General features: G+C 68.2%; 18 protein-coding genes. 12 read left to right on the top strand and 6 right to left on the bottom strand.

Annotation, left to right across the window (positions count from 1 at the left end):
• The first annotated feature begins 87 nt into the window (after positions 1 to 87).
• The 4 genes from ppsA to ABIB49_RS02080 all read left to right on the top strand — a co-directional run bounded on the left by ppsA (position 88) and on the right by ABIB49_RS02080 (position 5,393).
• Complete coding sequence (ppsA, locus tag ABIB49_RS02095) at positions 88 to 2,487, top strand: phosphoenolpyruvate synthase (protein ID WP_283480398.1); 2,400 nt, start codon at positions 88 to 90, stop codon at positions 2,485 to 2,487.
• A gap of 605 nt (positions 2,488 to 3,092) precedes the next feature.
• On the top strand, positions 3,093 to 3,737 hold the full coding sequence (locus tag ABIB49_RS02090; RefSeq protein WP_283480397.1) for a hypothetical protein: 645 nt from the start codon (positions 3,093 to 3,095) through the stop codon (positions 3,735 to 3,737).
• Positions 3,738 to 3,935: 198 nt separating this feature from the next.
• Positions 3,936 to 4,643 carry a YcnI family copper-binding membrane protein gene (locus tag ABIB49_RS02085; RefSeq protein ID WP_502913743.1) on the top strand — a complete coding sequence of 236 codons (708 nt, stop codon included), beginning with the start codon at positions 3,936 to 3,938 and terminating at the stop codon, positions 4,641 to 4,643.
• Positions 4,644 to 4,745: 102 nt separating this feature from the next.
• Positions 4,746 to 5,393, top strand: coding sequence for a DUF4232 domain-containing protein (locus ABIB49_RS02080; protein ID WP_354156612.1), 648 nt, complete (start codon positions 4,746 to 4,748; stop codon positions 5,391 to 5,393).
• 40 nt (positions 5,394 to 5,433) lie between these two features.
• On the opposite strand, the gene ABIB49_RS02075 is transcribed toward ABIB49_RS02080, so the two are convergent.
• The gene (locus ABIB49_RS02075; RefSeq protein WP_253031296.1) at positions 5,434 to 6,774 is read right to left on the bottom strand and encodes an alpha-amylase family glycosyl hydrolase; all 1,341 of its coding nucleotides are present in this window, start codon (positions 6,772 to 6,774) and stop codon (positions 5,434 to 5,436) included.
• A gap of 384 nt (positions 6,775 to 7,158) precedes the next feature.
• Between ABIB49_RS02075 and ABIB49_RS02070 the strand changes: the two genes are divergently transcribed.
• Together ABIB49_RS02070 and ABIB49_RS02065 are read left to right on the top strand one after the other, a co-directional pair.
• Positions 7,159 to 12,108 (top strand): ATP-dependent helicase, encoded by a 4,950-nt coding sequence (locus ABIB49_RS02070; protein ID WP_354156611.1) that lies wholly within the window; start codon positions 7,159 to 7,161, stop codon positions 12,106 to 12,108.
• Positions 12,101 to 12,964: a DNA-formamidopyrimidine glycosylase family protein gene (locus tag ABIB49_RS02065; protein ID WP_354156610.1), complete on the top strand. Its 864-nt coding sequence runs from the start codon at positions 12,101 to 12,103 to the stop codon at positions 12,962 to 12,964. The genes ABIB49_RS02070 and ABIB49_RS02065 overlap by 8 nt, the downstream gene beginning before the upstream one ends.
• On the opposite strand, the gene yczE is transcribed toward ABIB49_RS02065, so the two are convergent.
• Entirely contained in the window at positions 12,965 to 13,603 is a 639-nt protein-coding gene (gene yczE / locus ABIB49_RS02060) for a membrane protein YczE (protein WP_348774715.1), read from the bottom strand.
• 60 nt (positions 13,604 to 13,663) lie between these two features.
• On the opposite strand from yczE, the gene yczR reads away from it, so the two are divergent.
• Complete coding sequence (yczR, locus tag ABIB49_RS02055) at positions 13,664 to 15,169, top strand: MocR-like transcription factor YczR (protein ID WP_226774503.1); 1,506 nt, start codon at positions 13,664 to 13,666, stop codon at positions 15,167 to 15,169.
• A 60-nt stretch (positions 15,170 to 15,229) separates the two neighbouring features.
• Here yczR and ABIB49_RS02050 read toward each other — a convergent pair whose 3' ends face one another.
• Positions 15,230 to 15,511: a hypothetical protein gene (locus tag ABIB49_RS02050; RefSeq protein WP_226774502.1), complete on the bottom strand. Its 282-nt coding sequence runs from the start codon at positions 15,509 to 15,511 to the stop codon at positions 15,230 to 15,232.
• Positions 15,512 to 15,690: 179 nt separating this feature from the next.
• Between ABIB49_RS02050 and ABIB49_RS02045 the strand changes: the two genes are divergently transcribed.
• Genes ABIB49_RS02045 through ABIB49_RS02035 form a run of 3 tightly spaced genes read left to right on the top strand, consistent with a single transcriptional unit; the run spans position 15,691 to position 17,948 of the window.
• Entirely contained in the window at positions 15,691 to 16,656 is a 966-nt protein-coding gene (locus ABIB49_RS02045) for an RluA family pseudouridine synthase (RefSeq protein WP_283480458.1), read from the top strand.
• Between the two features lie 35 nt (positions 16,657 to 16,691).
• Positions 16,692 to 17,273 carry a DinB family protein gene (locus ABIB49_RS02040; RefSeq protein WP_226774501.1) on the top strand — a complete coding sequence of 194 codons (582 nt, stop codon included), beginning with the start codon at positions 16,692 to 16,694 and terminating at the stop codon, positions 17,271 to 17,273.
• A gap of 48 nt (positions 17,274 to 17,321) precedes the next feature.
• Positions 17,322 to 17,948, top strand: a complete 627-nt coding sequence (locus ABIB49_RS02035; RefSeq protein ID WP_226774500.1) for a DedA family protein — start codon at positions 17,322 to 17,324, stop codon at positions 17,946 to 17,948.
• Positions 17,949 to 17,963: 15 nt separating this feature from the next.
• Here ABIB49_RS02035 and ABIB49_RS02030 read toward each other — a convergent pair whose 3' ends face one another.
• The 3 genes from ABIB49_RS02030 to ABIB49_RS02020 form a co-directional block, all read right to left on the bottom strand.
• The gene (locus ABIB49_RS02030; RefSeq protein ID WP_226774499.1) at positions 17,964 to 18,269 is read right to left on the bottom strand and encodes a hypothetical protein; all 306 of its coding nucleotides are present in this window, start codon (positions 18,267 to 18,269) and stop codon (positions 17,964 to 17,966) included.
• Between the two features lie 40 nt (positions 18,270 to 18,309).
• Complete coding sequence (gene ppc / locus ABIB49_RS02025; protein ID WP_283480390.1) at positions 18,310 to 21,126, bottom strand: phosphoenolpyruvate carboxylase; 2,817 nt, start codon at positions 21,124 to 21,126, stop codon at positions 18,310 to 18,312.
• 222 nt (positions 21,127 to 21,348) lie between these two features.
• On the bottom strand, positions 21,349 to 22,029 hold the full coding sequence (locus tag ABIB49_RS02020; protein WP_226774497.1) for an NADPH-dependent F420 reductase: 681 nt from the start codon (positions 22,027 to 22,029) through the stop codon (positions 21,349 to 21,351).
• 853 nt (positions 22,030 to 22,882) lie between these two features.
• Between ABIB49_RS02020 and ABIB49_RS02015 the strand changes: the two genes are divergently transcribed.
• A complete protein-coding gene (locus ABIB49_RS02015; RefSeq protein ID WP_226774496.1) occupies positions 22,883 to 23,509 on the top strand; it encodes a TetR/AcrR family transcriptional regulator in 627 nt (208 codons plus the stop codon).
• A 189-nt stretch (positions 23,510 to 23,698) separates the two neighbouring features.
• Positions 23,699 to 24,250 (top strand): DUF6359 domain-containing protein, encoded by a 552-nt coding sequence (locus ABIB49_RS02010; RefSeq protein ID WP_354156609.1) that lies wholly within the window; start codon positions 23,699 to 23,701, stop codon positions 24,248 to 24,250.
• The last annotated feature ends 3 nt before the right edge of the window (positions 24,251 to 24,253 follow it).

Below are 24,253 nucleotides of genomic sequence, written 5' to 3'. Positions count from 1 at the left end.
CTGTGGACAGGAATTGCGCCATCAACTGGCTGCCGCCCAAAGCGGGCCGCGGCACCGATTGCCACCATCTGCAAAGGAGCAGCAACCATGACGACAGACATCCTGTGGTTCTCAGAACTCGGCCTCAAAGATCTGGACCGGGTGGGCGGCAAAAACGCCTCCCTCGGCGAGATGGTGCAGAACCTGACCTCCGCCGGCGTCCAGGTGCCTGACGGATTCGCTACGACGGCAGATGCCTACCGCAGCTTCCTGGCCGGCTCCGGCCTGGACCAGAGGATTGCCGACCGGCTCGTCGGCCTGGATACCGATGACGTGACGGCGTTGGCGGCCGCGGGCCAGGAAATCCGGACCCTGATGCGCGAGACGCCCTTCCTGCCGGACTTTGAAGCCCAGATCCGCGCCGCATACCAGGCGCTTGTGGAAAAGCACGGCGGCTCCGACGACCTTTCCTGGGCGGTCCGCTCCAGCGCGACGGCGGAAGATCTTCCGGATGCCTCCTTCGCCGGGCAGCAGGAGACGTTCCTGAACGTCCGGGGCATCGAGAACATCCTGGTGGCCATCAGGGATGTCTTCGCGTCCCTCTATAACGACCGGGCCATCGCCTACCGGGTGCACCACAAGTTCGAGCACGCCGAAGTGGCGCTCTCGGCCGGCATCCAGCGGATGGTGCGTTCCGACGTCGGCGCTTCCGGCGTGATGTTCACGATGGACACCGAATCCGGGTTCGAGGACGCTGTCTTCGTCACCTCCTCCTACGGCCTCGGCGAGGCCGTCGTCCAGGGGGCCGTCAACCCGGACGAGTTCTACGTGTACAAGCCCGCCCTCGAGGCAGGGCGCCCGGCCATCCTCAAGCGCGGCCTGGGTGAGAAGGCCCTCCAGATGACGTACACAAGCAACCGCGAAATCGGGCACACCATTGACTTCGTTCCGGTGGAGGCGTCCCTGCGGAACCGCTTCAGCCTTGACGACGACGACGTCGAACAGCTCGCCCGGCACGCAGTCGCGATCGAGAACCACTACGGACGGCCGATGGACATCGAATGGGGCAAGGACGGGATCGACGGCGGCCTGTACATCCTGCAGGCACGCCCGGAGACCGTGCAGTCCCGGCGCACCTCCGGCAGCCTGAGCCGATTCCGGCTGAACGGCTCCGGCCGGGTGCTGGTCGAGGGCCGCGCCATCGGCCAGCGCATCGGGGCCGGCCGCGTCCGGATCCTCACCGCGATTGACCAGATGGCGGCGTTCAAGACCGGCGACGTCCTTGTCGCGGATATGACCGACCCGGACTGGGAACCGATCATGAAGCGCGCCTCCGCCATCGTGACCAACCGCGGCGGACGTACCTGCCATGCGGCCATCATCGCCCGGGAACTGGGGATTCCCGCCGTCGTCGGCACCGGTGGCGCCACCGACGCCCTCTCCGACGGGCTCGAGGTGACTGTTTCCTGCGCCGACGGCGAAACCGGTGTCATCTACGAGGGACTCCTGGACTTCAGCGTCGAGGAAACTGAAATCACCCAGCTGCCGGAGGCCCCGGTCAAGGTCATGATGAACGTCGGCACCCCCGAGCAGGCGTTTACGTTCGCGCAGCTGCCCAACCACGGGGTGGGCCTGGCCCGGCTGGAATTCATCATCAACCGCCAGATCGGCATCCACCCGAAGGCACTGCTGAACATGGCCGACCAGCCCGCGGACGTGCTGGCGGAAATCAAGGAGCGGATCGCCGCCTATGGCAGCCCGCGCGAGTACTACATCAAGCGCCTCGCCGAGGGTGTGGCGACCATCGCTGCGGCCTTCGCACCGGAACCGGTGATTGTGCGGATGTCCGACTTCAAGTCCAACGAGTACGCGAATCTCCTCGGCGGACCGGCCTACGAGCCGCACGAGGAGAACCCGATGATCGGGTTCCGCGGCGCCTCGCGGTACCTGGAGCCGTCCTTCCGGGACTGCTTCGACCTGGAGTGCGAGGCCCTGTCCTTTGTCCGGAACGAGATGGGCCTGACCAACGTGAAGTTGATGATCCCGTTCGTGCGCACCGTCGATGAGGCCAGCGGCGTGATCGACCTGCTCGCAGAGAACGGCTTGCGCCGCGGCGAAAACGGCCTGGAAGTCATCATGATGTGCGAAATTCCGTCCAACGCGCTGCTGGCCGATGAGTTCCTGGACTACTTTGACGGCTTCTCCATCGGCTCCAACGACATGACCCAGCTGGCACTGGGCCTGGACCGGGATTCCGCGATCGTCGCCGGCAGCTTCGATGAGCGCAACCCCGCCGTGAAAAAGCTGCTCAGCATGGCGATCAAGGCCTGCAAGTCGCGCGGGAAGTACGTCGGCATCTGCGGCCAGGGCCCGAGCGACCACCCGGACTTCGCCGAATGGCTGGTCGAAGAAGGCATCGATTCCGTCTCGCTGAACCCCGACACCGTTGTGGACACCTGGCTCCGGCTCGCCGGAGCCGCCGCAACGTCGCCGGCCGCGGCGAGCTAAGGTTCTTGCGCCAGGGCCGCGGGATGGGGTTTCGCGCCTCCCCCGCGGCCACTCGGAGTCATGACCGACCAGCAGAAGACCTGGCACGCGAAACACCAAGCCGCACCCACTCAGGGCCAGCGCGCCGGCGACACCGAGGGCCTCGAGGGCCTCGAGGGCCTCGAGGGCCTCGACCCAGGCGGCGCACAGCATCGCCGGCGCTGGGCACCGGCGCTGGACGCTTGCACAAGACGGAACCGGCGTCACCGTCAATTGGTCCATTGAACGGTGGCAGCCACCCGGGGTTAGCTTGGAATCATCACCGTTCCGCACCAATGACGTTCAGGACACCTCGTGACTTTGCAGCAAGATCGGGCCAGCGGCGCCCCCCGGCTTTGGACCGACGTACCACCCGGAGGCCGGCTCAAAGACTTGGCGGTTGACGAATTGTGCCCTGACGACTGCCACTTCTGCTCAGGACCCGAAACGGACTGACGCCAGCCGGTTCCCGGTCGCCCAGCGCTTTTCGCAGCCCGGTAGAATCCGCCGGTAGAATCGGGGGACAACCCGCAGCCGGCAACGCCCGCGGGAGCAACCATGGCCGCCGCTGGTGAAGGGAGTGTTCTGTGCGCACAGCCGCCCGGGCACCATTCCACGCCCTGCGTTCCGCCATGGTGGCGCTCACCATCCTGTCCCTGGCTGCGGGCGCGCACACGCTGGCCGGCGGACAACTGCCGGTCTCCGGCATCCTGCTGGCCCTCCTGGCCCTGACCGGGCTGGCCGCCACCACCGCGACGCGGCTCAAACTGAACCTGCCGGCACTGGCCGGGCTGTTGGGTGCCGGACAGTTGCTGCTGCACGAGGCCTTCACGGCTTTGAGCCCCCAGGCCTTGGGCGGATCTGCGTCCGGGCCGGCCGGCCCCGCCGCGCCGCACCATCTTGCGGCGATCCCGCACTTCCTCGGCCCTGAGCTGCAGACTGCCTCCAGCGGCACGGCGGCCGAGGCCCCGTTCGTTTCGCTCCTGATGTTGGCCGGCCATGCGCTGGCGACTCTGCTCTGCGCCGTCCTGCTCGCCCGCGGTGAAGACGCCCTGTGGTCCCTCGCGGCCTGGCTGCGTCCCCTGCTCCGGCTCCCCGCGCCCGTAGCGCCCGACGTCGTTGCGGTTCCGGCTGTTACCGGCTGGCCCGCGGAGTGCGCACCGCTGCCGTGGCGGAACCTTCGGCGCGATAGCGGCCGCGGACCCCCCGCCGCCGTCGTTGTATTTTACTGACTCCTTTCCCGGCCGCGGCCGCGACCGGCCTCCACCTGCGGGTCCGGATCATAAGCAGCGCCGCGCCACCCCCATTTTTTGCGCCTGCCGCTGTGCTGCGCGCAGGCCTGAAAGGCAACCCCTGTGAAGACCTCCTCCACCTCCGCCATCCGCCGCACCCTCTCCGGAACGGCCGTGGCCGGCGGAACCGCCGCGCTGATGCTTGCCGGCATCTCCGGCGCTTCCGCGCACGTCGGAGTCACCCCGGACACGACCGGCGCCAACTCCTACGCCTTGCTGACCTTTGGGATCCCGCACGGCTGCGACGCATCCGGCACCACCAAAGTCACCATCACCCTCCCCGCCGAACTCAACGACGCCCAACCCACGGTCAATCCCAATTGGACGGCCGCCAAAGTCACCGAACAGCTGGCCGAGCCGAAAAAGCTCGCAGACGGCTCCTCCATCACCAAACGCACCAGCCAGATCGTCTACACCGCCAAAGCCCCGCTGGATCCGGCCTTTCGCGATGCCCTGGTGCTTTCGGTCAAACTGCCCGACGCTGCGGGCAAGACCCTGTACTTCCCGACGCTGCAGAACTGCGAGGTCGGCCAGACGGACTGGTCGCAGCTCCCCGCCGAGGGGCAGGACCCGCACGCGCTCAAGGCGCCGGCGCCGTCCGTGACGGTCACGGCGGCCGCTGCGGCCGACGGGCACAGCGGCCATGCCGCCAGCACCTCCGACGCCGCGCCGGAGACGGTACAGGCCGCCGCGGTGAACGACGACGGAGCCCAGGCCCGCAGCTGGGCTGGACTGGTGGCAGGCGTCGGCGGGCTCGCCCTCGGCGGACTCGCCTTGGCCCGCAGCCGAAGCAACACCCCGGCGCCGGTTCGCACCCCGGCGCCCGCTTCCGTGGCCAAGGAGTAGCTGACCCACGATTGATGCCCGGAAATCACAATCCGGGCATCAATCGGACAGCGCTGCCGTGGCGTCGTTGACTCAGGCAACATCGGGCGTGAAGGTGGTGCCATGACGGCTCAGCGAATCAACACCAGACTGGTATTTACGACGGCAGCGGCCGCGGCGGCACTCCTCCTCGCCGGCTGCGGCACCGGAACACCGCAGTCCCAAACGTCCAGCACTCCGGCGTCCTCCCCGGAAACCTCCGCCAGCCAGTCGGCCGGGGCGGCAGCTACCGCCCCCGCCCCCTCGGCCTCGGCCTCGGCCTCGGCACCGGCACCTTCCACCCCCGCGGGCCCGGGCTTGTGCAAGGCCGCCGGCCTGACCGCCACGACCGATGCCACCGGCGGCGGCGCGGCCGGCAGCGTCTACATGCAGCTGATCCTGACGAATTCCGGCACCGAACCGTGCCGGCTGGTGGGCTTCGCCGGCGTCTCGCTCACCGCCGACGCGAACGGTGCCCCGATCGGCGCCCCAGCGGCGCGGGACGAGTCCACGCCCTCCGCCGAAGTGCTGCTCGCACCGGGACAGGCCGGAACCGCCACCCTGCGCTACACGCAGGCCCGCAACTACTCGGACTGCACCCTCGTTCACGCGGCGGGCTTTCGGGTCTACCCGCCCGAGGACACCGCGTCCTTGTTTATCGCCGAACCACATGACGCCTGCAGCAACGCCGGCATCAACGTGCTGACCATCGGGGCGTTCACCGGCAAGTAGCCCCACCGCACCGCGTGACTCCCAGCAGCCGGTGCTGCGCCTAGTCGGTGTCGCCGAGAACGGCCCAGCCGTAACCGTCCAGGGTAAGAGTGCCGCGGTCCGGATGCTTCCCGCCCCGCCCCGCCAGTAACGCGGCGGCCGAGGCGGGCACGGACACTTCCACGGGAGCGCCCGAGAGGTTCAGGGCTACCGTGAGCGAACCGCCGTCTCCGCTGGCCTCATAGACGAGGTGTTCGTTGCTGATTGTGAGTACCCTGGTGCGCGCGGAGTGCAGCCACGCGTGCCGGCGTCGGAGGCTGATCAGTTCCTGGTGCAGGTGGTAGACCGGCCAGCCAAGCCCGGCGAGCTCTGCCGGGGTGCCCGGGAAGGCCGGCCGGACCGCGTCGTCTCCTCCAGCCCGGTCCTCCTTAACACCGCGAAAGGCCTGCTCGTCGCCGTAATAGATCGACGGTGTGCCGCCCACTGTGAGGAGCACCGCCAGTGCCAGCGGCAACTGCTCCGGATCCGTCAGCCGGCTCGCCAGCCGGGTGACGTCGTGATTGCCCACAAACGTCAACGGGGTAAAGGTCGCCAGGAAGCCGTTGTGCCGCTCCAGCGCAGCGGCCAGTTCGTAGAAGTTGCCGTCATTCAGCGAACTCCACACGGCCTTCCAGAGTTCGTATTGGGTGACGGCATCGAGGGTACTTGCCTGCACTTCACGGGCATAGTCGCCGTGGATATATTCACCCACGAAGTACGCGTCCGGATAGTCACTGCGCACCTGCGCCAGGACCGGTTTCCAGAACGACGGCGGCACGGCATACGCCGCGTCCAGCCGCCAACCGTCCGCTCCGCGCCCCAACCAATGCTTCATAACGTCCGCGACGAACTCGGCAACCTGGGGTTCCTCGTGGTTCAGCGCGACCAGGTGATGGTGGCCTTCGAAGTCCTTGTAGCCCGGCTCGACGCCGGGGGCCCAGCCGGCTTCGGGCCAGTCCAGCCGGAACCAGGAACCGGTGGGTGCTGCCGGACCGTCGGCAAGAACCTGCCGGAACGGCCCGAAGCTGCGCCCGGTGTGGTTGAAGACGCCGTCGAGCAGGACCTTCAAACCGCGGGCGTGGGCCTGGGCAACCAGTTCGTCGAAGTCGTTGTCGTCGCCCAGCCGCGGATCGATGCGGTAATAGTCAGTCGTGTCGTAGCCGTGCGATTCGGAGGCGAAGACCGGGCCGAGGGCCAGCCCGGAAGCCCCCAGCTCCACTGCGTAATCCAGCCAGGCGTGCAACCGGTCCAGGCGGTGGACCACCGGTTCCGCGGCTGTGCCTGCTGCTGCGTCGGCGCCGGTGAAACCCAGCGGATAAACCTGCCACCAGATTGCGTGCTGTACCCAGGTCGGCTCACTCATCAGGCATACCCTCTCTGTCAGTGCGGTGGAATCGACCGCGGGGCCAATCGGCCCTAAAGTCTTTCCGAAGTATCCGGCAGTTGCTCCGTGAACAGGCTAGGCCTGCGCAGCACGTCGCCGCGGCCACCACCAAGATTGCAGCAAGAAGGACGAGTATTAGCTCGATCAGGATACCTTCTGGGCCCTTGCGGCATTCGTCGGTGACGATATTGTCGGAGGCCTCACGGCGCACGGGAGCCGCCTGGTTCACGAATTACGTGAGCAGGCCGCGGCCGCAGGCATCCACGAGGTTTTCGTCCCGGCCTCAGCCTGCTGAGCATCGCGGTCGCTGAGGCGATGCCGGGGCCGCCCGTGACTGTCGGTGCCGTAGGGCATGATGGAGGAATGAAGGGGCAGGAGCTCGCTGGCGGCACACTCGCGGCGGAGGCCATGGACCGGTTCAGCCGGCCAACCCGGGACTGGTTCCTGGGCGCCTTCACCGCGCCCACACCCGCCCAGGAAGGGGCCTGGAACGCGATTTCCTCCGGCGCGCATGCCCTCGTCGTCGCCCCCACCGGTTCCGGCAAAACACTCGCAGCCTTTCTCTGGGCCCTCGACCGCCTGCTCATCGCGGCCCCCGCTGAGCCCGAGGGGCTGCCCGGCCTTGACGCTGCCAAAGGCGCCCGCCGAAAGACGCCCAAACGCAAAACCCGGGTGCTCTACATCTCGCCGCTCAAGGCGCTCGGCGTCGACGTCGAACGCAACCTGCGGGCACCGTTGATCGGCATCACCCAGACCGCCAAACGCCTTAACCTGCCCGCACCGCTGATCACCGTGGGCGTCCGGTCAGGTGACACCCCGGCCTCGGAGCGCCGCTCGCTGCTGGGCAACCCCCCGGACATCCTCATCACCACCCCCGAATCCCTCTTCCTGATGCTCACGTCCAAGGCTCGGGAGACCCTCAGCGAGGTGGACACCATCATCGTCGACGAGGTCCACGCCGTCGCGGGCACCAAACGCGGTGCCCACTTGGCAGTGTCCCTGGAACGCCTCGACGCGTTGCTCCCAAAACCCGCCCAGCGGATCGGGCTCTCGGCCACCGTGGAACCCAAGGAGTTGGTGGCACAGTTCCTCGCTGGCTCCGCCCCGGTGGAAATTGTCGCTCCGCCGTCGAAGAAGACCTGGGACTTGACGGTCTCCGTCCCGGTGGAAGACATGTCCGACTTGCAGGGCGCTGCCGGCGCGTTCGACTCCGGGCCTGCATCCGGGCTGCAGCCCCAGGCATCGATCTGGCCGCATGTGGAGGAGAAGATAGTGGACCTGGTGCTGGCCAACCAGTCCACCATTGTGTTCGCCAATTCCCGCCGGCTCGCCGAACGCCTCACGGCCCGGCTCAACGAGATCCACGCCGAGCGGCAACTGATGGCCGCCGGCGGTGGCGGCTGGGACGGTGCCGCCGTCGGGACGCCCGCTTCCACCGCGACGCCGGCGCACATGATGGCCCAGGCCGGCAGCACCGCCGGCGCCGATCCGGTCCTGGCCCGCGCCCACCACGGCTCGGTCTCCAAGGACCAGCGGGCCCTGATCGAGGACGACCTGAAATCCGGCCGGCTGCGCTGCGTTGTTGCCACGTCCTCCCTCGAACTCGGCATCGACATGGGGGCAGTTGACCTCGTGGTGCAAGTGGAGTCCCCGCCTTCCGTGGCCAGCGGGCTCCAGCGGGTGGGCCGGGCCGGTCATCAGGTCGGGGAAATCTCCCAGGGTGTGCTCTTCCCCAAGCACCGTGCAGATCTGGTGCACACCACCATCACGGTGGAGCGGATGCTGGCCGGCAAAATCGAACGCCTCTACGTCCCCGCGAATCCGCTGGACATTCTGGCCCAGCAGACCGTCGCGGCCACGGCACTGGAGCCCATCGAAGTGGAGGAATGGTTCTCCACGGTCCGCCGGTCGGCGCCGTTCGCCTCGCTCCCCCGCTCCGCCTTCGAGGCCACACTGGACCTGCTCGCCGGCCGCTACCCTTCGGACGAGTTCGCGGAACTGCGGCCCCGGATCATCTGGGACCGCAATGCCGGCACCATCGAGGGCCGGCCCGGAGCCCAGCGGCTGGCGGTCACCTCCGGCGGCACCATTCCGGACCGTGGGCTTTTTGGCGTCTACATCATCGGCACGGAAGTCGAAGGCTCCGGCTCCCCGGGTTCCGCGAGCGGTGACGGCAGGGCGGCCAGCCCGGCCGCCGCCGCAGCCAAGGGTGGCCGCCGGGTCGGCGAACTCGACGAAGAAATGGTGTACGAGTCCAGGGTCGGTGACGTGTTCGCCCTGGGCGCCACCAGTTGGAAGATTGAGGACATCACCCATGACCGGGTCCTGGTCTCTCCCGCCTTCGGCCAGCCGGGGAAGCTCCCTTTCTGGAAGGGCGACTCCCTCGGCCGGCCGGTGGACCTGGGCCGCGCCCTGGGCGCGTTTGTCCGCGAACTGTCCGCGTCCGACGTCGGACCGGCCACGGAACGCTGCAAGGCCAGCGGCCTGGACGATTTCGCCGCCAACAACCTCATCCAGTACCTCGCCGAGCAAAAGCTGGCCACCGACGTGGTCCCCAGCGACACCACGCTTGTGGTGGAGCGCTTCCACGACGAACTCGGCGACTGGCGGGTGGTACTGCACAGCCCCTTCGGCATGCCGGTGCACGCGCCGTGGGCCCTCGCAGTCGGGCAGCGCCTGCACCAGCGTTACGGGATGGACGGCTCCGCGATGGCGGCCGATGACGGCATCGTACTGCGTGTGCCCATGATGGACGACGAGCCCCCCGGCGCTGAGCTGTTCATGTTCGACCCGGAGGAACTTGAACAGATCGTGACGGCGGAGGTCGGCGGCAGCGCCCTCTTCGCGTCCCGGTTCCGTGAGTGTGCCGCCCGGGCACTGCTGCTGCCCCGGCAGAACCCGGGCAAACGGCAGCCCCTGTGGCAGCAGCGGCAACGCTCCGCCCAGCTGCTGGACGTGGCGCGGAAATACCCCACCTTCCCGATCGTCCTCGAGACGGTCCGGGAATGTCTCCAGGACGTCTACGACCTCCCGGCACTCAAGGACATCGCCGCGTCCATCGAGCGGCGCGAGCTGCGGATCCTGCAAACCACTACGCAGCAGCCCTCCCCCTTCGCCAAGTCCCTGCTGTTCGGCTACGTCGCGCAGTTCCTCTACGAAGGCGATTCCCCGCTGGCCGAGCGCCGGGCTGCGGCGCTGGCGCTGGATTCGACCCTGCTCAACGAACTCCTGGGCCGGGTCGAGCTGCGTGAACTGCTCGACGCCAAGGTCATTGACGACACGGAGCAAGAACTGCAGCGCCTCGCCCCGGATCGGAAGGTCCGCGGGCTGGAGGGGGTTGCGGACCTGCTCCGGCTGCTGGGCCCGCTGACCGCGGGGGAGGTCGCCGCCCGCCTGGAAGCCGCGGCAGGGCTTGAAGGATCGGTCGCCGAGCCGGTGGCCGACGCTGTTGAGGCTCCGGTTGCCGATGCCACCGCACACCTTGTGGCGCTCCAACGCGCCAACCGCGCCATCAAGGTCAACGTCGGCGGTACCGAGCGGTATGCCGCGGTGGAGGATGCCGCCCGGCTGCGCGACGCCATCGGCGTCCCGTTGCCGATGGGCGTGCCGCTGGCCTTCATCGAGCCGGTCGCTGACCCTTTGGGCGACCTCGTCTCCCGCTTCGCCCGAACCCACGGGCCGTTCACCTCCGCCGAGGCCGCCGCCCGGCTGGGACTCGGAGTCGCCGTCGTCGCTACGGCGCTGAAGCGGCTCGCCGCGGACGGACGGGTAGTGGAAGGCGAATTCCGCCCGCACGCCGCACCACCGGCGGCACCGGCGCAGGAGGCCGACGGCGGGACGCAGGCAACCACGGCCCCGTCGCTGGCCGGGGTCAGTGAATGGTGCGACGCCGAAGTCCTGCGCCGGCTCCGCCGCCGCTCGCTCGCCGCACTCCGCGCCGAGGTCGAGCCGGTGGACGCCGCCGCCTACGGCCGCTTCCTGCCCGCCTGGCAGAACGTCCGCGTCCCGGGCAAGCGCGGGCAGTCGGCGCTGCGCGGACTGGACGGGATCATCACCGCAGTCGACCAACTCTCCGGCGTGCCCATCCCGGCCTCAGCCTGGGAACCCCTGATCCTCGCCAGCCGGGTATCCGACTACCAGCCCGCCATGCTCGATGAGCTTATGGCGGCCGGCGAAGTCCTCTGGTCCGGAGCAGGAGCGCTCCCCGGCAACGACGGCTGGGTCAGCCTCCACCTGGCCGATTCGGCCGAACTGACCCTCAACCCGGCCATCGACTTCGAGCCCGGGGACGCGCAGCAGCGGCTGCTGGACTACCTGCGCAACAACGGCGGCGGATACTTCTTCCGGCAGCTCTCAGACGTAGCCGGCGGCATGGACACGGTGCTCAGCGACCAGGACGTCGTCTCCGCACTCTGGGACCTGGCCTGGGCGGGCCGGATCACGGGCGACACCTTTGCCCCGGTCCGGGCGATGATTGCCGGCGGCCACACCGCGCACCGGCAGGTTGCCCGCGCCCCACGGGCCCGGGCCCCCAGACTGAGCCGGCTGGGGCGCTCCCACGGCACCGGGTTGCTCGGGTCCCCGGGGCTGACCGGCGGCCGGTACGGCTCCGCCAGCGGCACCGCCCCCACTCCCCCGCTGGCCGCCGGCCGCTGGTCCGCCCTCCCCGCTCCCGAACTTGACGCCACCATCCACGCCCGGGCCACCGCGGAACTCCTGCTGGACCGGTACGGCGTGGTCACCCGCGGCTCGGTCATGGCGGAGAACATCCTGGGCGGCTTCGGCCTGATGTATAAGGTCCTGGCGCGGCTGGAGGAAGCCGGCCGCTGCCGTCGGGGTTACTTTATCGAGCACCTCGGTGCGGCGCAGTTCGCCGTTCCAGCGACCGTGGACCGGCTGCGCTCCTACGCCGAGGACACCCAGCTGCACAAAGCCGAGCCGGTGGCGTTGGCCCTGGCCGCGACGGACCCGGCCAATCCCTACGGCGCCGCGCTGCCGTGGCCCGCGCTCAACGTCGAAGCGGGAACCGGCCACCGCCCGGGCCGAAAAGCCGGCGCCCTGGTGGTCCTGGTGGACGGCGCCCTGGCGCTGTACGTGGAACGCGGCGGCAAGACCCTGCTGGCCTTCAGTGCGGACACCGAGGTTCTGGCTGCGGCCGGCGCAGCCCTGGTCAGCGTGGTGACCCGCGGCGCGGTGGACAAACTGATTATGGAAAAGGTCAACGGCCACGGCATCCTCGACACTCCCATCGCTGCCGCCCTAGCCCATGCCGGGGCCTACTCCACACCCAAGGGACTGAGGATCCGTGCCTGAGGGCGATTCGGTCTTCCGCGCTGCCGCGCAGCTTCAGGCCGCACTGGCCGGACAACAGCTGATCTCCTCCGACTTCCGGGTGCCGCGGTTCGCCACCCTCAAACTGGGCGGCTGGACCGTAACCGAGGTGGTGCCAAGGGGCAAGCACCTGCTGATGCGGCTGGAGGCCCCGGCGCGGCCAGACGGCTCCGGCCCGGCCGGACCGGAGCGGCTAACGATCCATTCCCATCTCAAAATGGAGGGGACTTGGCAGGTCTACCCTCCGGGCGGGCGCTGGCGCAAGCCGGCATTCACCGCGCGTTGTGTGTTGCGCACCGCCGCAGCGGACGTTGTTGGATTCTCGCTCGGAATCCTCGAGGTGGTCCGCAGCTCTGAGGAAGCCGCCGTCGTCGGCCACCTTGGCCCGGATCTGCTCGGTCCTGACTGGGACATGGCCGAGGCGGAGCGGCGGATCAGTGCAGCGCCGGACGTCCCGATCGGCGTCGCCCTCCTGGACCAGCGGAACCTTGCCGGGATCGGCAACATCTACCGCTGTGAGGCCTGCTTCCTCTCCGGCGTTCACCCGGCGGCACCCGTCTCGGCCGTGCCTGACATTGCGGCCCTCATCACCGACGCAAAGCGCCTGCTGGAGGCAAACCTGGGCCCTGGTCGACGAACCACCGTCCTGAACCGGCGCGGCGCCACCGTGGGCCGGACCGCCGGGCTGCCCGGCTACTGGGTCTACCGGCGCGAGCACCAGCCATGCTTGAAGTGCCGGACTCCGCTGCGGCGGGGGGTCCTGGCTACGGCCACCGGTGCCGAGGAACGCGACATCTACTTCTGTCCCTCGTGCCAGCCAGTGCCGATCCCCGGCTAGCTACGCCCGGGATGCGGGGGGCGCCGCCCCGGCGGCCACCATCGGCGGGCCCGGCACCGTCAACTCCGGCACGGTGAACCGGGGCAGCAGCAGTTGAACCAGCGGACCGATAGCCAGGGCGTAGAGCACGGTCCCGATGCCGACGGAACCGCCGAGCAGCCAGCCCGCGGCCAGAACGACGATTTCAATTCCGGTCCGGGATGTCCGCACCGACCATCCCGTCCGCCGGGCGAGGCCGGTCATCAAGCCGTCGCGGGCGCCGGGACCAAAGCGGGCACCGATATAGCAGGCCGAGGCGATGCCGTTGAGCAGCACGGCGCCGGCAAGCATTCCGGCCTGCCCGCCGAGGTGGCTGATCTGCGGGATCAACGCCAGCCCGACGTCCGCGAAGACGCCCACCAGCACGGCGTTGCACAGCGTGCCGATGCCCGGCCACTGCCGGAGTGGAATCCACAGGAGCAGCACCAGAAAACTGACAATGATGACCACTGTGCCAATGCTCAACCCGGTCTTAAGGGCCAGGCCCTGGTGGAACACGTCCCAGGGGTCCAAGCCAAGGCCGGCGCGGATGAACATGGCCAAGGATACGCCGTACATGGCGAGGCCGATTAGAAGCTGGAGGATCCTGCGCGTCATCATGGAACCATCCTCCCGGAAAACTGGCCTTGCAATCCAGAGCCAGTTTGAAATACTGGCTCTATGTCCGGTTCGCTGAATTCAAGCTCCCTGACCCGTTTGCTGGGCGACTGGAACCTTGGTGCCGCCCCCGCCTACCGGGAACTCGCCGACGTCGTCCGCCTTCTGGTCCTTGACGGCCGGGTGCCGCTCGAAATAGCCCTCCCCAGCGAACGGGCGCTGGCCTCGACACTTGGGATCAGCCGGACCACCGTTACCGCCGCCTACTCGGTGTTGCGCGAACAGGGCTTCCTCAGCAGCGGGCAGGGCAGCCGCGGCCGTACGTGCATCCCGCGGGCCAGCCAGGTTGGCGGCGGCGGCGGGACGAATCTCAGCGGCGCACCGGGCCTGGCCGTCCCGGACGGGATTCTCGACCTTGCCTACGCCTCGCTGCCGGCCAGCGGCGAGGTGGTCCACCGGGCCTTCGCCTCAGCCCTGACCGAGCTTCCGGCGCTGCTGCCGGGCTTTGGGTACGACGCCCTCGGTGTCAGGCCGCTGCGGGAAGCTATCGCCAGGCATTACGCTGCGGCCGGTGTGCCCACCACTGCAGCGCAGATTCTCGTGACATCCGGGGCACAGCACGCCCTGAACGTGGTGCTGAGTACCCTGGCCAGCCGGTCTGACAAGGTCCTCGTGGAGCATCCGAGCTACCCCAACGCGATCGACGCCATCCGGGCCGCGGGTTGCCGGCTGGTACCGGTGGCCATGCCCGCCGTCGAGCCGGGAAGGGACTCCGCGCCGTTTTCCGCTGGACGGCCCGGGTGGGACCTGGCGGCGATCGAGTCCGCGCTGAGGCAGCAGTGGCCCGCGATGGCCTATGTGGTCCCGGACTTCCACAACCCCACCGGGCGGCTGATGTCGGATTCCCAGCGCCGCAGGCTGGTCCACGCCGCTGCCGCCGCCGGCACCGTTCTTGTGGTCGATGAAACGCTTCGGGCGCTGAACCTGGACGGAATCGAGACTGCCCCGGTGGCGGCTTTCAGCCCCGCCGTCGTCTCCATCGGTTCCCTCAGCAAGTCGCACTGGGCCGGTTTGCGGACCGGCTGGATTCGCGCTGACGAGTCCCTGATCCAGCGCTTCGCCGCCGCGCGTACCACCATGGATCTGGGCGGGCCGGTTGTGGAACAGCTCGCGGCGGCCCACTTGGTCAACGCGCTCTCCGAGCCGCTCCCGGCACGGCTGGCCTCACTGCGCGGCAACCGGGACACGCTGCTGGACCTCATCGCAGGACGCCTGCCGGGCTGGCAGAGCGAACGGCCCGACGGCGGGCTGTCCGTGTGGTGCCGCCTCCCGGCCCCGATCAGCACCGCCCTTGCCGTGGTGGCCCCCGACTTCGGCATCCGGCTCGCGGCCGGCCCGCGTTTTGGTACGGGTGGGGCGTTCGAGAGCTTTCTTCGGGTGCCGTTCACCCTGCCCCCGGAACAGCTCGAAACCGCTGTGGCGGCGCTGCGTGCAGCCCAGGACCGGCTGGAGGCCTCCCCACAGTTGCGGCGCAGCCCTGGCGCCGTGCCCGCCGCCGCCCTCGCCTGATCCGACCCCGGTGAGGTCAAACGATGGCGCGCTGCAGGCCAGCCCCGCGTCGCGGATCCGCTAGGGGCAGACCTTCTCGAGGAAGCCGCCCCAGGCCCTTGCCGCAGCCGCGGAGTCCTTGCCGGCGCTGAAGTCGTGGACAGTCATCCCGGCACGATGATTTCGAAGTTCCGCTTGTCGTTCATTGTCCTGCTCATTAGCTGAGGAGGTTTTGGGTGATGCCGTCGGTGGTGTCCTGAGCGACGGGTGAAGTGCGACGACGAGGCGGTGCCTGCGCCCGCCGCCCGCAGTGGCGCCGGGCCTCGGTCCGCCGTCGTGGTATTTGCCCACGAGCTGGGTCACGGTGACGCCGAGTTCCTCGGCGAAGTTGCCGCGGCGGCCGGGTCTTCGATCATCGGCTGCGGGCCGGTGTGCCGAGTTCGCCGGAAGCTCCCGGGGTCGCCGGAAGCTTACGGCGACCCCGGGCGCTTCCGGCGACCTCGTGCCCGGCCCGAACCCCGGCAAAGTAGAATGGACCGGTGATGCAATCCCCCCTGCCCGTGCGCGACGGCGTCAATGCCACCCGGCTCCGCCTCCCGGACGAGGGGCCGTGGGACACCGCGATGGACTACATGATGCACCGCTGGGGCCACATCGATCCACAGGGCATTGAAGACCGTTTCGACGCCGGCGAGATCGTGGGTGCGGAGGGCGTCCCCCTGGACCGGGCCACCCCGCTGCGGAACCACACGTTCATCTGGTACTACCGCACCCTGCCGCCCGAAGTCCGGATCCCGGTGGAACTAAGCATCCTGCATCAGGACGAGCATCTTTTGGTGGTGGACAAACCGCATTTCCTGCCCACCACCCCCGGCGGGACCTACATTCAGGAGTCCGCGCTGGTCCGGCTCCGGAACCAGCTGAACCTCCCGGATCTTATTCCCATGCACCGGCTGGACCGCATGACTGCCGGCATCCTTCTGCTCTCCACGAACCCGCAGACCCGGGGAAAGTACCAGGTGCTCTTCGAGAAACGCCAGGTCCAGAAGGAATACGAGTGTGTGTCTGCGGCCGAGCCTGCACCCGGGTACCCCGCCGTCGAATTCCCCGTGGTGGTCCGGAACCGGATGACCAAGTCCCGCAGCTACCTGCTCGCCGAAGTAGTCGACGGCGAACCCAACGCCGAGACCAGGATTGAGCGGCTGCGGACCTTCGACGGCCCCGCCCCGAAAGCGCCCGACGCCGGCACTCCTCCCAACTCCGCCCTGCGCCGTGCGCTGTACCGGCTGGAGCCGCACTCGGGAAAAACGCACCAGCTCCGGGTGCACATGGCCTCGCTGGGCCTCGGAATAGTCAACGACGCCTTCTACCCGGATTTGCTGGCAAAAGCCCCGGACGACTACTCGAAGCCGCTCCAGCTCCTCGCCCGCGGAATCCGGTTCGTGGACCCAATCACCGGGGAGCCGGTGGAGTACCGCAGCGGACTGGAGCTCAGCGAGGACACCTAGCCGGCTCGGGGCGCCGGTAAGGCAGAGTGATCCATATGGACCAAAAATCTGACTTGCACGGATACCTTCGAATTCGACGCACGGACCTTCTCGCCAAACTCGACGGCCTGGGCGACTACGACGTCCGCCGTCCGCTGACTCCAACCGGCACAAACCTGCTTGGACTCATCAAGCATGTCGGCAGCGTGCAGTTGGGGTACTTCGGGGAGGTGTTCGGCAGACCCAGCAATCGAGTTGTGCCGTGGCTCGGCGCCGATGCGCCTGCGGACGCCGACATGTGGGCCGCCGACGGCGAGACCCGGGCCGAGATCATTGAGTTCTTTGAGTTCTCGGGCCGCCACAGCGACGCCACGATCGAGACACTCGCTCTCGATGCGCACGGAGACGTGCCGTGGTGGACTCCGGAGCGCCGCCGGGTAACCCTGCATCAGATCCTGGTTCACATATGTGTTGAGACCGCCCGCCATGCCGGTCACGCCGACATCCTCCGCGAACTAATCGACGGCACCGCAGGGAACGGCCCGCAGGACCCGAACGTGCCGTCCCGCACAGCGGAGCAATGGGCGGCATACCGGTCAGAACTTGAGGCTGTGGCACGCCGGGCCGGCGCCCATTGACCCGCCTGGTAAACGGGCGTCCGGGCCGAAGTGCGATACCTTGTGCGCATGGACTTCGGCAACGCTGACAACTGGGGGGACGCGATCTATTTCTGGATCATCCCCCTGGTTATGGGCGATGCGATTTTCCCCCCGGTCCCCTCCGAAATGCTGCTCATCACCGGCGGCGCGCTCTCCGCAGTCGGCCGCGCCAACGCCGTCGTGCTGATCCTCCTGGCGGCGGCGGCGTCCTGGCTCGGCGACATCCTGGTATTCCAGCTCTTCAAGCGGCGCCTGAGCCACGTCCTGGACCGCTGGCAGTGGGGCCGCAGCTTTCACCGGGCCGTGCACAGAGCGACAGGCAAAGCCGGCCGGTCCACGACCTACGGCGCGATTATCGGAATCCGGTTCATTCCCGGCGGACGGCTCGCGACGACGGCCGCAGCCGGCATCGCCAACGTCTCCACCCGCGGGTTCAGCCTCTGCGCAGCTTTGGGCGGCATCCTCTCGGCCGTCTGGTCCGTCGGTCTCGGCTATGCCACCGGCGCGGCCACCGGACTGCCGTTCTGGGCGAGTTCGCTCATCGGCGTCGCCCTCGGGATCCTGATCGGCGCCGTCGTCGGCGTTATTGTCACGCTCCGGCGCGGCAACAACTCCCCTGTGGTGGACAGCCCCGGGGAGGAACTGGACTTCTGAGCGGCCGCCCGGGGCCTAGACGGGCGCCCAGCGGCCGCGGTTGCGGCGAAGGACCAACAGGTTGCCGGTCACCGCAACGCGCTCGACGGCGTCGCGCATCATCGCGGCCGACTCCAGCGCCTGGCTGTTCTCGCCGCCGTAGGAAGTGGGCTCAACGAGGAAACGCAGATTCAACTGCGGGACCCCTCCGGCCAGGTCCAGCTCGTTCGCTTCGACGTGGTGCCGGCTCTGCAGTGCCTCCACGGCCGCAGCCATCACGGCCTCCGGTGGTTTGCCCGGTTTGAGTCCGGTGATCTTCAATCTGGTCTGGAACGACGGCATACCACCACCCTATCGGGACGCGCTGCCGGCTCCGCCGGGCCTAGCCGGTGTTGCGCAGGCCGGCCGCCACGCCGTTGACCGTGATGAGCATGGCTCGCTGGAGCCGCTCGTCGATCTCGCCGTTGGGCATGCCCTCCCCTGCCGCTTCGGAACGCACCCTGCGCAGCAGTTCCACCTGCAGATAACTGATCGGGTCGAGGTACTGGTCGCGGATCTCCAGCGAGCGCTTTAGGGTGGGCTGCGCGTCGAGCAGCAGGTCCTCGCCGGTCAGGTTCTGGATCTCGGTGACAGTCAGTTCATATTCGGCCAGGATGGCACGGAAGAGGTGGTGCAGTTCCGCAGGCACCAGGGTGGAGACGTAGTAGCCGGCAATGTCCATGTCCGTTTTGGCCAGCGTCATCTCGACGTTGGAGAGGACCGAGCGGAAGAAGTGCCAGCCGTCAATCATCTCCACCAGCTGGTCCGAGTGGCCGGCCTCCCGTGCTGCCTTGAGCCCGGAGCCGACCCCAAACCAGCCCGGAACGATCTGCCGCGACTGCGTCCAGCCGAACACCCAGGGGATGGCCCGCAGGCCTTCCAGTCCCGAACCGGAATCAGGTCGTTTGGACGGCCGCGAGCCGATGTTCAGCGAACCGAGCTGCTCCACCGGGGTCGACGCCATAAAGTACGCCGGCAGATCCGGATCATCGATTAGGGTCCGGTACCGGGCGAACGCGGCGTCCGAAATCGTCTCCATAACGTGCCCGTAGCGTTCCCGCTGGTCCTCCGAGGTACGCGGCGTGCGGTGCAGCGCTGAACCCTGCATCACTGCAGCGAGCGAGAGCTCCAGGTTCTCGCGGGCGAGTTCGGGCAGCGAGTACTTGTCCGAAATGACCTCGCCCTGCTCGGTGAACTTGATTTCACCTTCGAGCACCCCGTTGGGCTGGGCCATGATGGCATCGTAGGTTGGCCCGCCGCCGCGGCCCACAGAGCCGCCGCGGCCATGGAACAAGCGCACCCGCACACCATGCTTAGCGGCGACATCGCGCAGTTTGCGCTGGGTCTTGTGGATTTCCCACTGGCTGGTCATCACGCCGGATTCCTTGTTGGAGTCCGAATAGCCGAGCATAATTTCCTGCACGTCACCGCGCAGGCGGACCAGCTCGCGGTAGGAGGAGTCGGAGAGCAACCGGTCCACGATTTCAGCCGAGGAGCGCAGTTCCTCCACTGTTTCGAGCAGCGGCGCAAAGCCGATCCTGGCATAGGGGGCCGCGCCGAAGAGGTTGACCAGGCCGGCTTCGCGGGCCAGCACGGCCGCGGCCAGGACATCGTCAGCGCCTCGGGTCATGGAAATGATGTAGGTCTCGATCACGTCGGGGCCGTAGGTGCGCAAGGCCCGCCGGATCTCACGGAAGACGTCGTACGTTCCATCCGCAACGCCGTCGAGCTTGATCGGGTGGCCGGAAAGCGGGCGGCGGGAGGCAAGCTCGGACCCCAGCACCTCGAAGCGCTCGGCCCGGCTGAGTTCCGCATACCGGATGCCGGGGCCGCCGAGCCGGTCCATCAGCTGGCCGACGGCGTCGTGGTGGTGGTCTGCGTGTTCCCGGATGTCCAAGGTAGCCAGGTGCAGCCCAAAAGAGGCAATGGCCCGGCGCACCCTGGCCAGGGAGCCGTCCGCTGCCAGCGCCGCGTGATGGTTCCGCAGGGATCGCTCCAGCAGGGCCAGCTCGGCGAGCAGCTCCGCGGTGGCGGTGTAGTCGCGGCCGGGCTCATGCACTGCCCCGGCCGCCACACGCCGGGCGGTGTTGAGCAGTTTGGCTTTGATGCAGGTGAGTTTTAACCGGTACGGCTCCTGGGCATTAAGTTCCAGGACCCGGCGGTCCAGTCCCGGCAGCTTCTTCAGGTCCGCATCGATCGAGTCCAGCAACTCCTGGTCCGCACCCGCGAGGGCCGTTGAGTTGGAAAGGATCGAAATCAAGCCGTCTATAAGGCCGATGCTGATCCGGACGGCATGCTGGTTCTGGATCTGCAGGATTTCGCGGGTGACTGCTGCTGTCACATTGGGGTTGCCGTCCCGGTCGCCGCCGATCCAGGAGCCGAAGCGGATGGGGGCCGTCTCCGCGGGCAGGGTGACACCGTGCTCGCCGAGCAGTTCCGAGAGGTCCGAGAGCATCTCGGGCAGGGCGTCCCCCAGGATGCCGGTGAGGTAGTAGATCGCGTTCCGGGCCTCGTCCACCGGGGTCGGCCGGACCTGGCGCAGTTCGTCCGTTTGCCACATCTGGTCAATCACTTCGGCGAGCTGACGGTCCTGGCGGCGGCGCCCGGACGTACCTTCCGTGGTGCTCTCGGCCAGAATGTCGGAGAGCCTGCGAACCTTGTCCAGCACGGACCGGCGGGACGCCTCTGTGGGGTGGGCCGTGAAGATGGGCCGCACATCGAGTTCGTTCACGACGTCCTGCAGGACCGCCGGCCCGGCCTGGCTGGCGATGTCGCTGACGGCCTTGGCCAGCCAGCCGTCCTTTTCCTTCCGGGTGCGCAGCCCGCGGACCCGGTGGACCTGTTCGGCGGCGTTGGCGAGGTGGAAGTAGAACGCGAACGCCCGCACCAGGTCGGTTGCCTGCTCCAGCGGCAGGGAGCCCAGCAGTTCGCGTACCTGCGCGACGACGTCGTAGGAGCTCCACGGTCCGGTGGCATCCGCGCCGCCGCGGGCGGCTTCCTTGGACTCCTTGGTCAGCAGGCGGACCTGTTCCACGAGCACCAGGAGCTCAGGGCCGTGCTGGCGGACCAGGGATTCGCCGAGGAGGGTGGAAACCCGGCGGACATCCGCGCGCAGTTCGGACGCGAGATCGGTGCCGGAATTAGTTGCAGTGTCAGCCATGGATACAGTCTTTCGAGAGGACGTGGCTCGTACACTGCGCTGGATACTGTGAGCCCGGTTACTTTCTTCCTACTGGATGCTACCCGGAGCCGCGACCGGCGGGGAATCCGTCTCGGATAGTGTCCGGGGCTCAACCCAGCCACCCTTCCCAACTGGCTCGCAGCTGGGGTCGTTTTGGGCGCTCAAAACGACCCCAGCTGCGAGCCAGTTGGGTGGCGGGTGCTAGCGTGCGATCTTGAAGTTGAAGTCCGCATTGCCGAAGGCCCCCCAGAGCCGCAGCCAGATCGGCAGGATCATTTCGGCGCCGCGGGCGGTGGTGATGTCGCCCAGGTCGATGATGTCCCGGTGGCCGAATCCCCTGAGCAGCACTGCCACGGTCTCCTTGGCCGCCGCGTCGTTTCCGGAAACGAAGACCGTGTGGTCGCCGCCGGCCACACTCGCCGGGTCCACCATTACACTCGCGGTCATCGTGTTCAGTGTCTTGACCACCCGGGCGTCCGGGAAGGAACGCTGGATCTGCTCGCCGAGGCTGTCGGTGTTGACCGGGTTCAGCGACGGCGGCATGCCCTGCGAGAAATCCAGGGGGTTGGCGATGTCCATGATGACCTTGCCGTCGAGGTTCCGGGCGCCCGCTGCCGTCAGGGCCGCCAGCGAGCCTGCGCCGTTCGTGGCATTGACGACCACCTCGGCTTCGGCCGCGGCGACGGCGAACGCGGCGACGCCGATTCCGGAGTTCGCGGCATGCCACTGGGCGAACGGTGCATTGCCCATGGCGTCCGGCTGCGTCCGGGCCAGCGTTTCCTCCCTGTCGCGGGTTCCGACGACGACGTGGTGCCCGTGGCTGGCGAGCGCCGCGGCGATCGTCCGTCCGACCGTTCCGGTTCCCAGTACCGCAATTTTCATGGCATCCTCATTCTGAAGCGGTGAAGTAGACAGATCTGTCTACCGACGGGAAGGACGCTACCAGACAGACCTGTCTACGGCAAGGCGGCGCGTTGACTGATAAATAACCTCCGCGTAGCCGCATACGTTGACTCAGGAGAAAAGCTCCGGGAAGGTTGGCCGGCGGAGATCCTTGAGGGATGGGATTGACGATGGGTGGGCGCACTGCTGTCACGAATCACCTGGCCGCGTCCTACCGGGCGGGTGACCGTACGAGGAAGGGCCGGATCCTCGATGAGCTGGGGTCGAGCTGGTCGAGCTGGTCGAGCCGACGGGCTGGCCCCGGGATCACGCTTGGGCGGTGCCGCGAGGGCCGGCGGGCAAACTGCTGGCGCCGATGCTGCCGGACCTCGCTCCGATACTGCGGGCCGAGAAGGCCCTGGATATCACCGACGGGCAGGCGGCGTTGCTTGCCGGCATGAACTCGGCGACTATCGACCGGCGGCTGGCGGGCCAGCGGGCGAGGCTCCCGCCGCGTGGCCGGCCCCATACCAAGCCCGGATCGCTGCTGAAGTCCCAGATCCCGGTCCGGACCTGGGCCCCGCCGCACTCTCCCGGCAAATCCTGGCCATTTCGGGACGGCTGGAAACCCTTGCTACCGCCAAACAACCGGCGCCGATCAAACCCGCCGTGAACGAACGATGGAACCGCCTCGACAGCCGAAGGTTTTCATCTAAGGCAACGACTGCACCTTCCCGGAGGTATTGACGTGCGGCAACAGGGGCGGGCCGCCTTTCGCAAGTAACGGAACGACGGTACGATCCGGAATCCAGCAATCACCCGTAGACAGACTTGTCTGTGTAGCATAGAAGCCATGATTCCGACCGGCACCAGGACACCACAGGCCCTCCGGGCGCCCGCCGGCCAGGCGCGGGAAAGGATCCTTGCCACGGCCTTCCGGCTCTTCTACGCCCACGGGCTCCGCGCCGCCGGCATCGACACGATCATCGCCGAATCCGGCGTCGCCAAGGCCACGTTCTACAAGTACTTTCCGGCCAAGGACGACCTGATCCTGGCGTACCTGGAGAAGGTGGACGGGGTCTGGGCCGGGCAGCTGAAGGCCGCGGCGGAAGCCGCCGGGCCGGACCCCGCGGGCCAGCTCGTGGGGTTGTTCGACGCCCTGGCCAGCGCCTGCCGCCGCGACGGCTACCGTGGCTGCGCCTTTATCAACGCCGCGGCCGAGTCCGCCACCGGAACCAGGGTCCACGAACGGACAGTGGCCCACAAGGAGCACATCAGGGCCTGGATCCGTGACCTCGCCGTCCAGGCCGGCGCCCCGGATCCGAACCAGCTCGCCCGCAGCCTGACCCTGGTGCTCGACGGCGGCCTCGCCAGCGGCGTGCTCGACGCTGATCCGGCGGCGGCCACCGCCGCCCGCGACACCGCATCCCAACTTGTCGCCGCCAGCCTGGGCCACACCGCCGTAACCGCCGCCGGCTGACGTCCCGCCGGACGCCAGCCGGACAACAGCGGTGAACAGCCGTCGAACTCTAATCAAATCCTGCCGGTCACGAGCCGGAATCCCTGCCCGCCCGGCGAACAATGACGTATCTTGATATTGCCTTGACAAAACCTGTCAACTCTCTGTGCGCGACTGTTCCGGCGATCGCCCCGCTTCGAGGAGCACTTCATGACCCCAGTCCCCGTCCCGGCCACCCAGACGGGTGCGATCACGGGCCCGAAAGCCGCCGGGCCCGCGCGCAGCCCGCTGCTCGCCGTCGCCCTTGTCCTCAGCCTGCTCTTCGCCGGACTGGTGGGGCAGTCCGCGGCTGCACCCGGCTCGCAGGCGGCCGCGCCGCTCACGGTGGCCCAGGCCATCGCAACCCAGGACGGCTCGGCCGCGGCGGTGACCGGTTACATCGTGGGCCAGCCGACGTCGGCAACCACAGTGCTCCGCACCGGCTTCACTTCGGACACGGCCCTGGCGATCGCCGACTCGGCGGCCGAGACGAGCACGGCGAAGATGCTCTACGTCCAGGTCACCACGCAGTACCGCACCGCGTTCGGGCTGCAGAGCACCCCGTCCCTGCTGGGCAAAAAGGTCAACGTCACCGGACTGCTGACGGCCTACTTCTCGCACGCCGGGATCAAGAGCCCCACCAGCATGGCGCTGTCGGCAACCCCAACCCCAACCCCCACGCCAACCCCAACCCCCGGTGACTATTACGCCCCGGCCGCCTGAAAG

Origin of the sequence: Arthrobacter sp. UYCu512, from assembly GCF_040547075.1 — a bacterium.
Lineage (GTDB): Bacteria > Actinomycetota > Actinomycetes > Actinomycetales > Micrococcaceae > Arthrobacter.
This window is presented reverse-complemented; position numbering and strand designations above follow the sequence as displayed.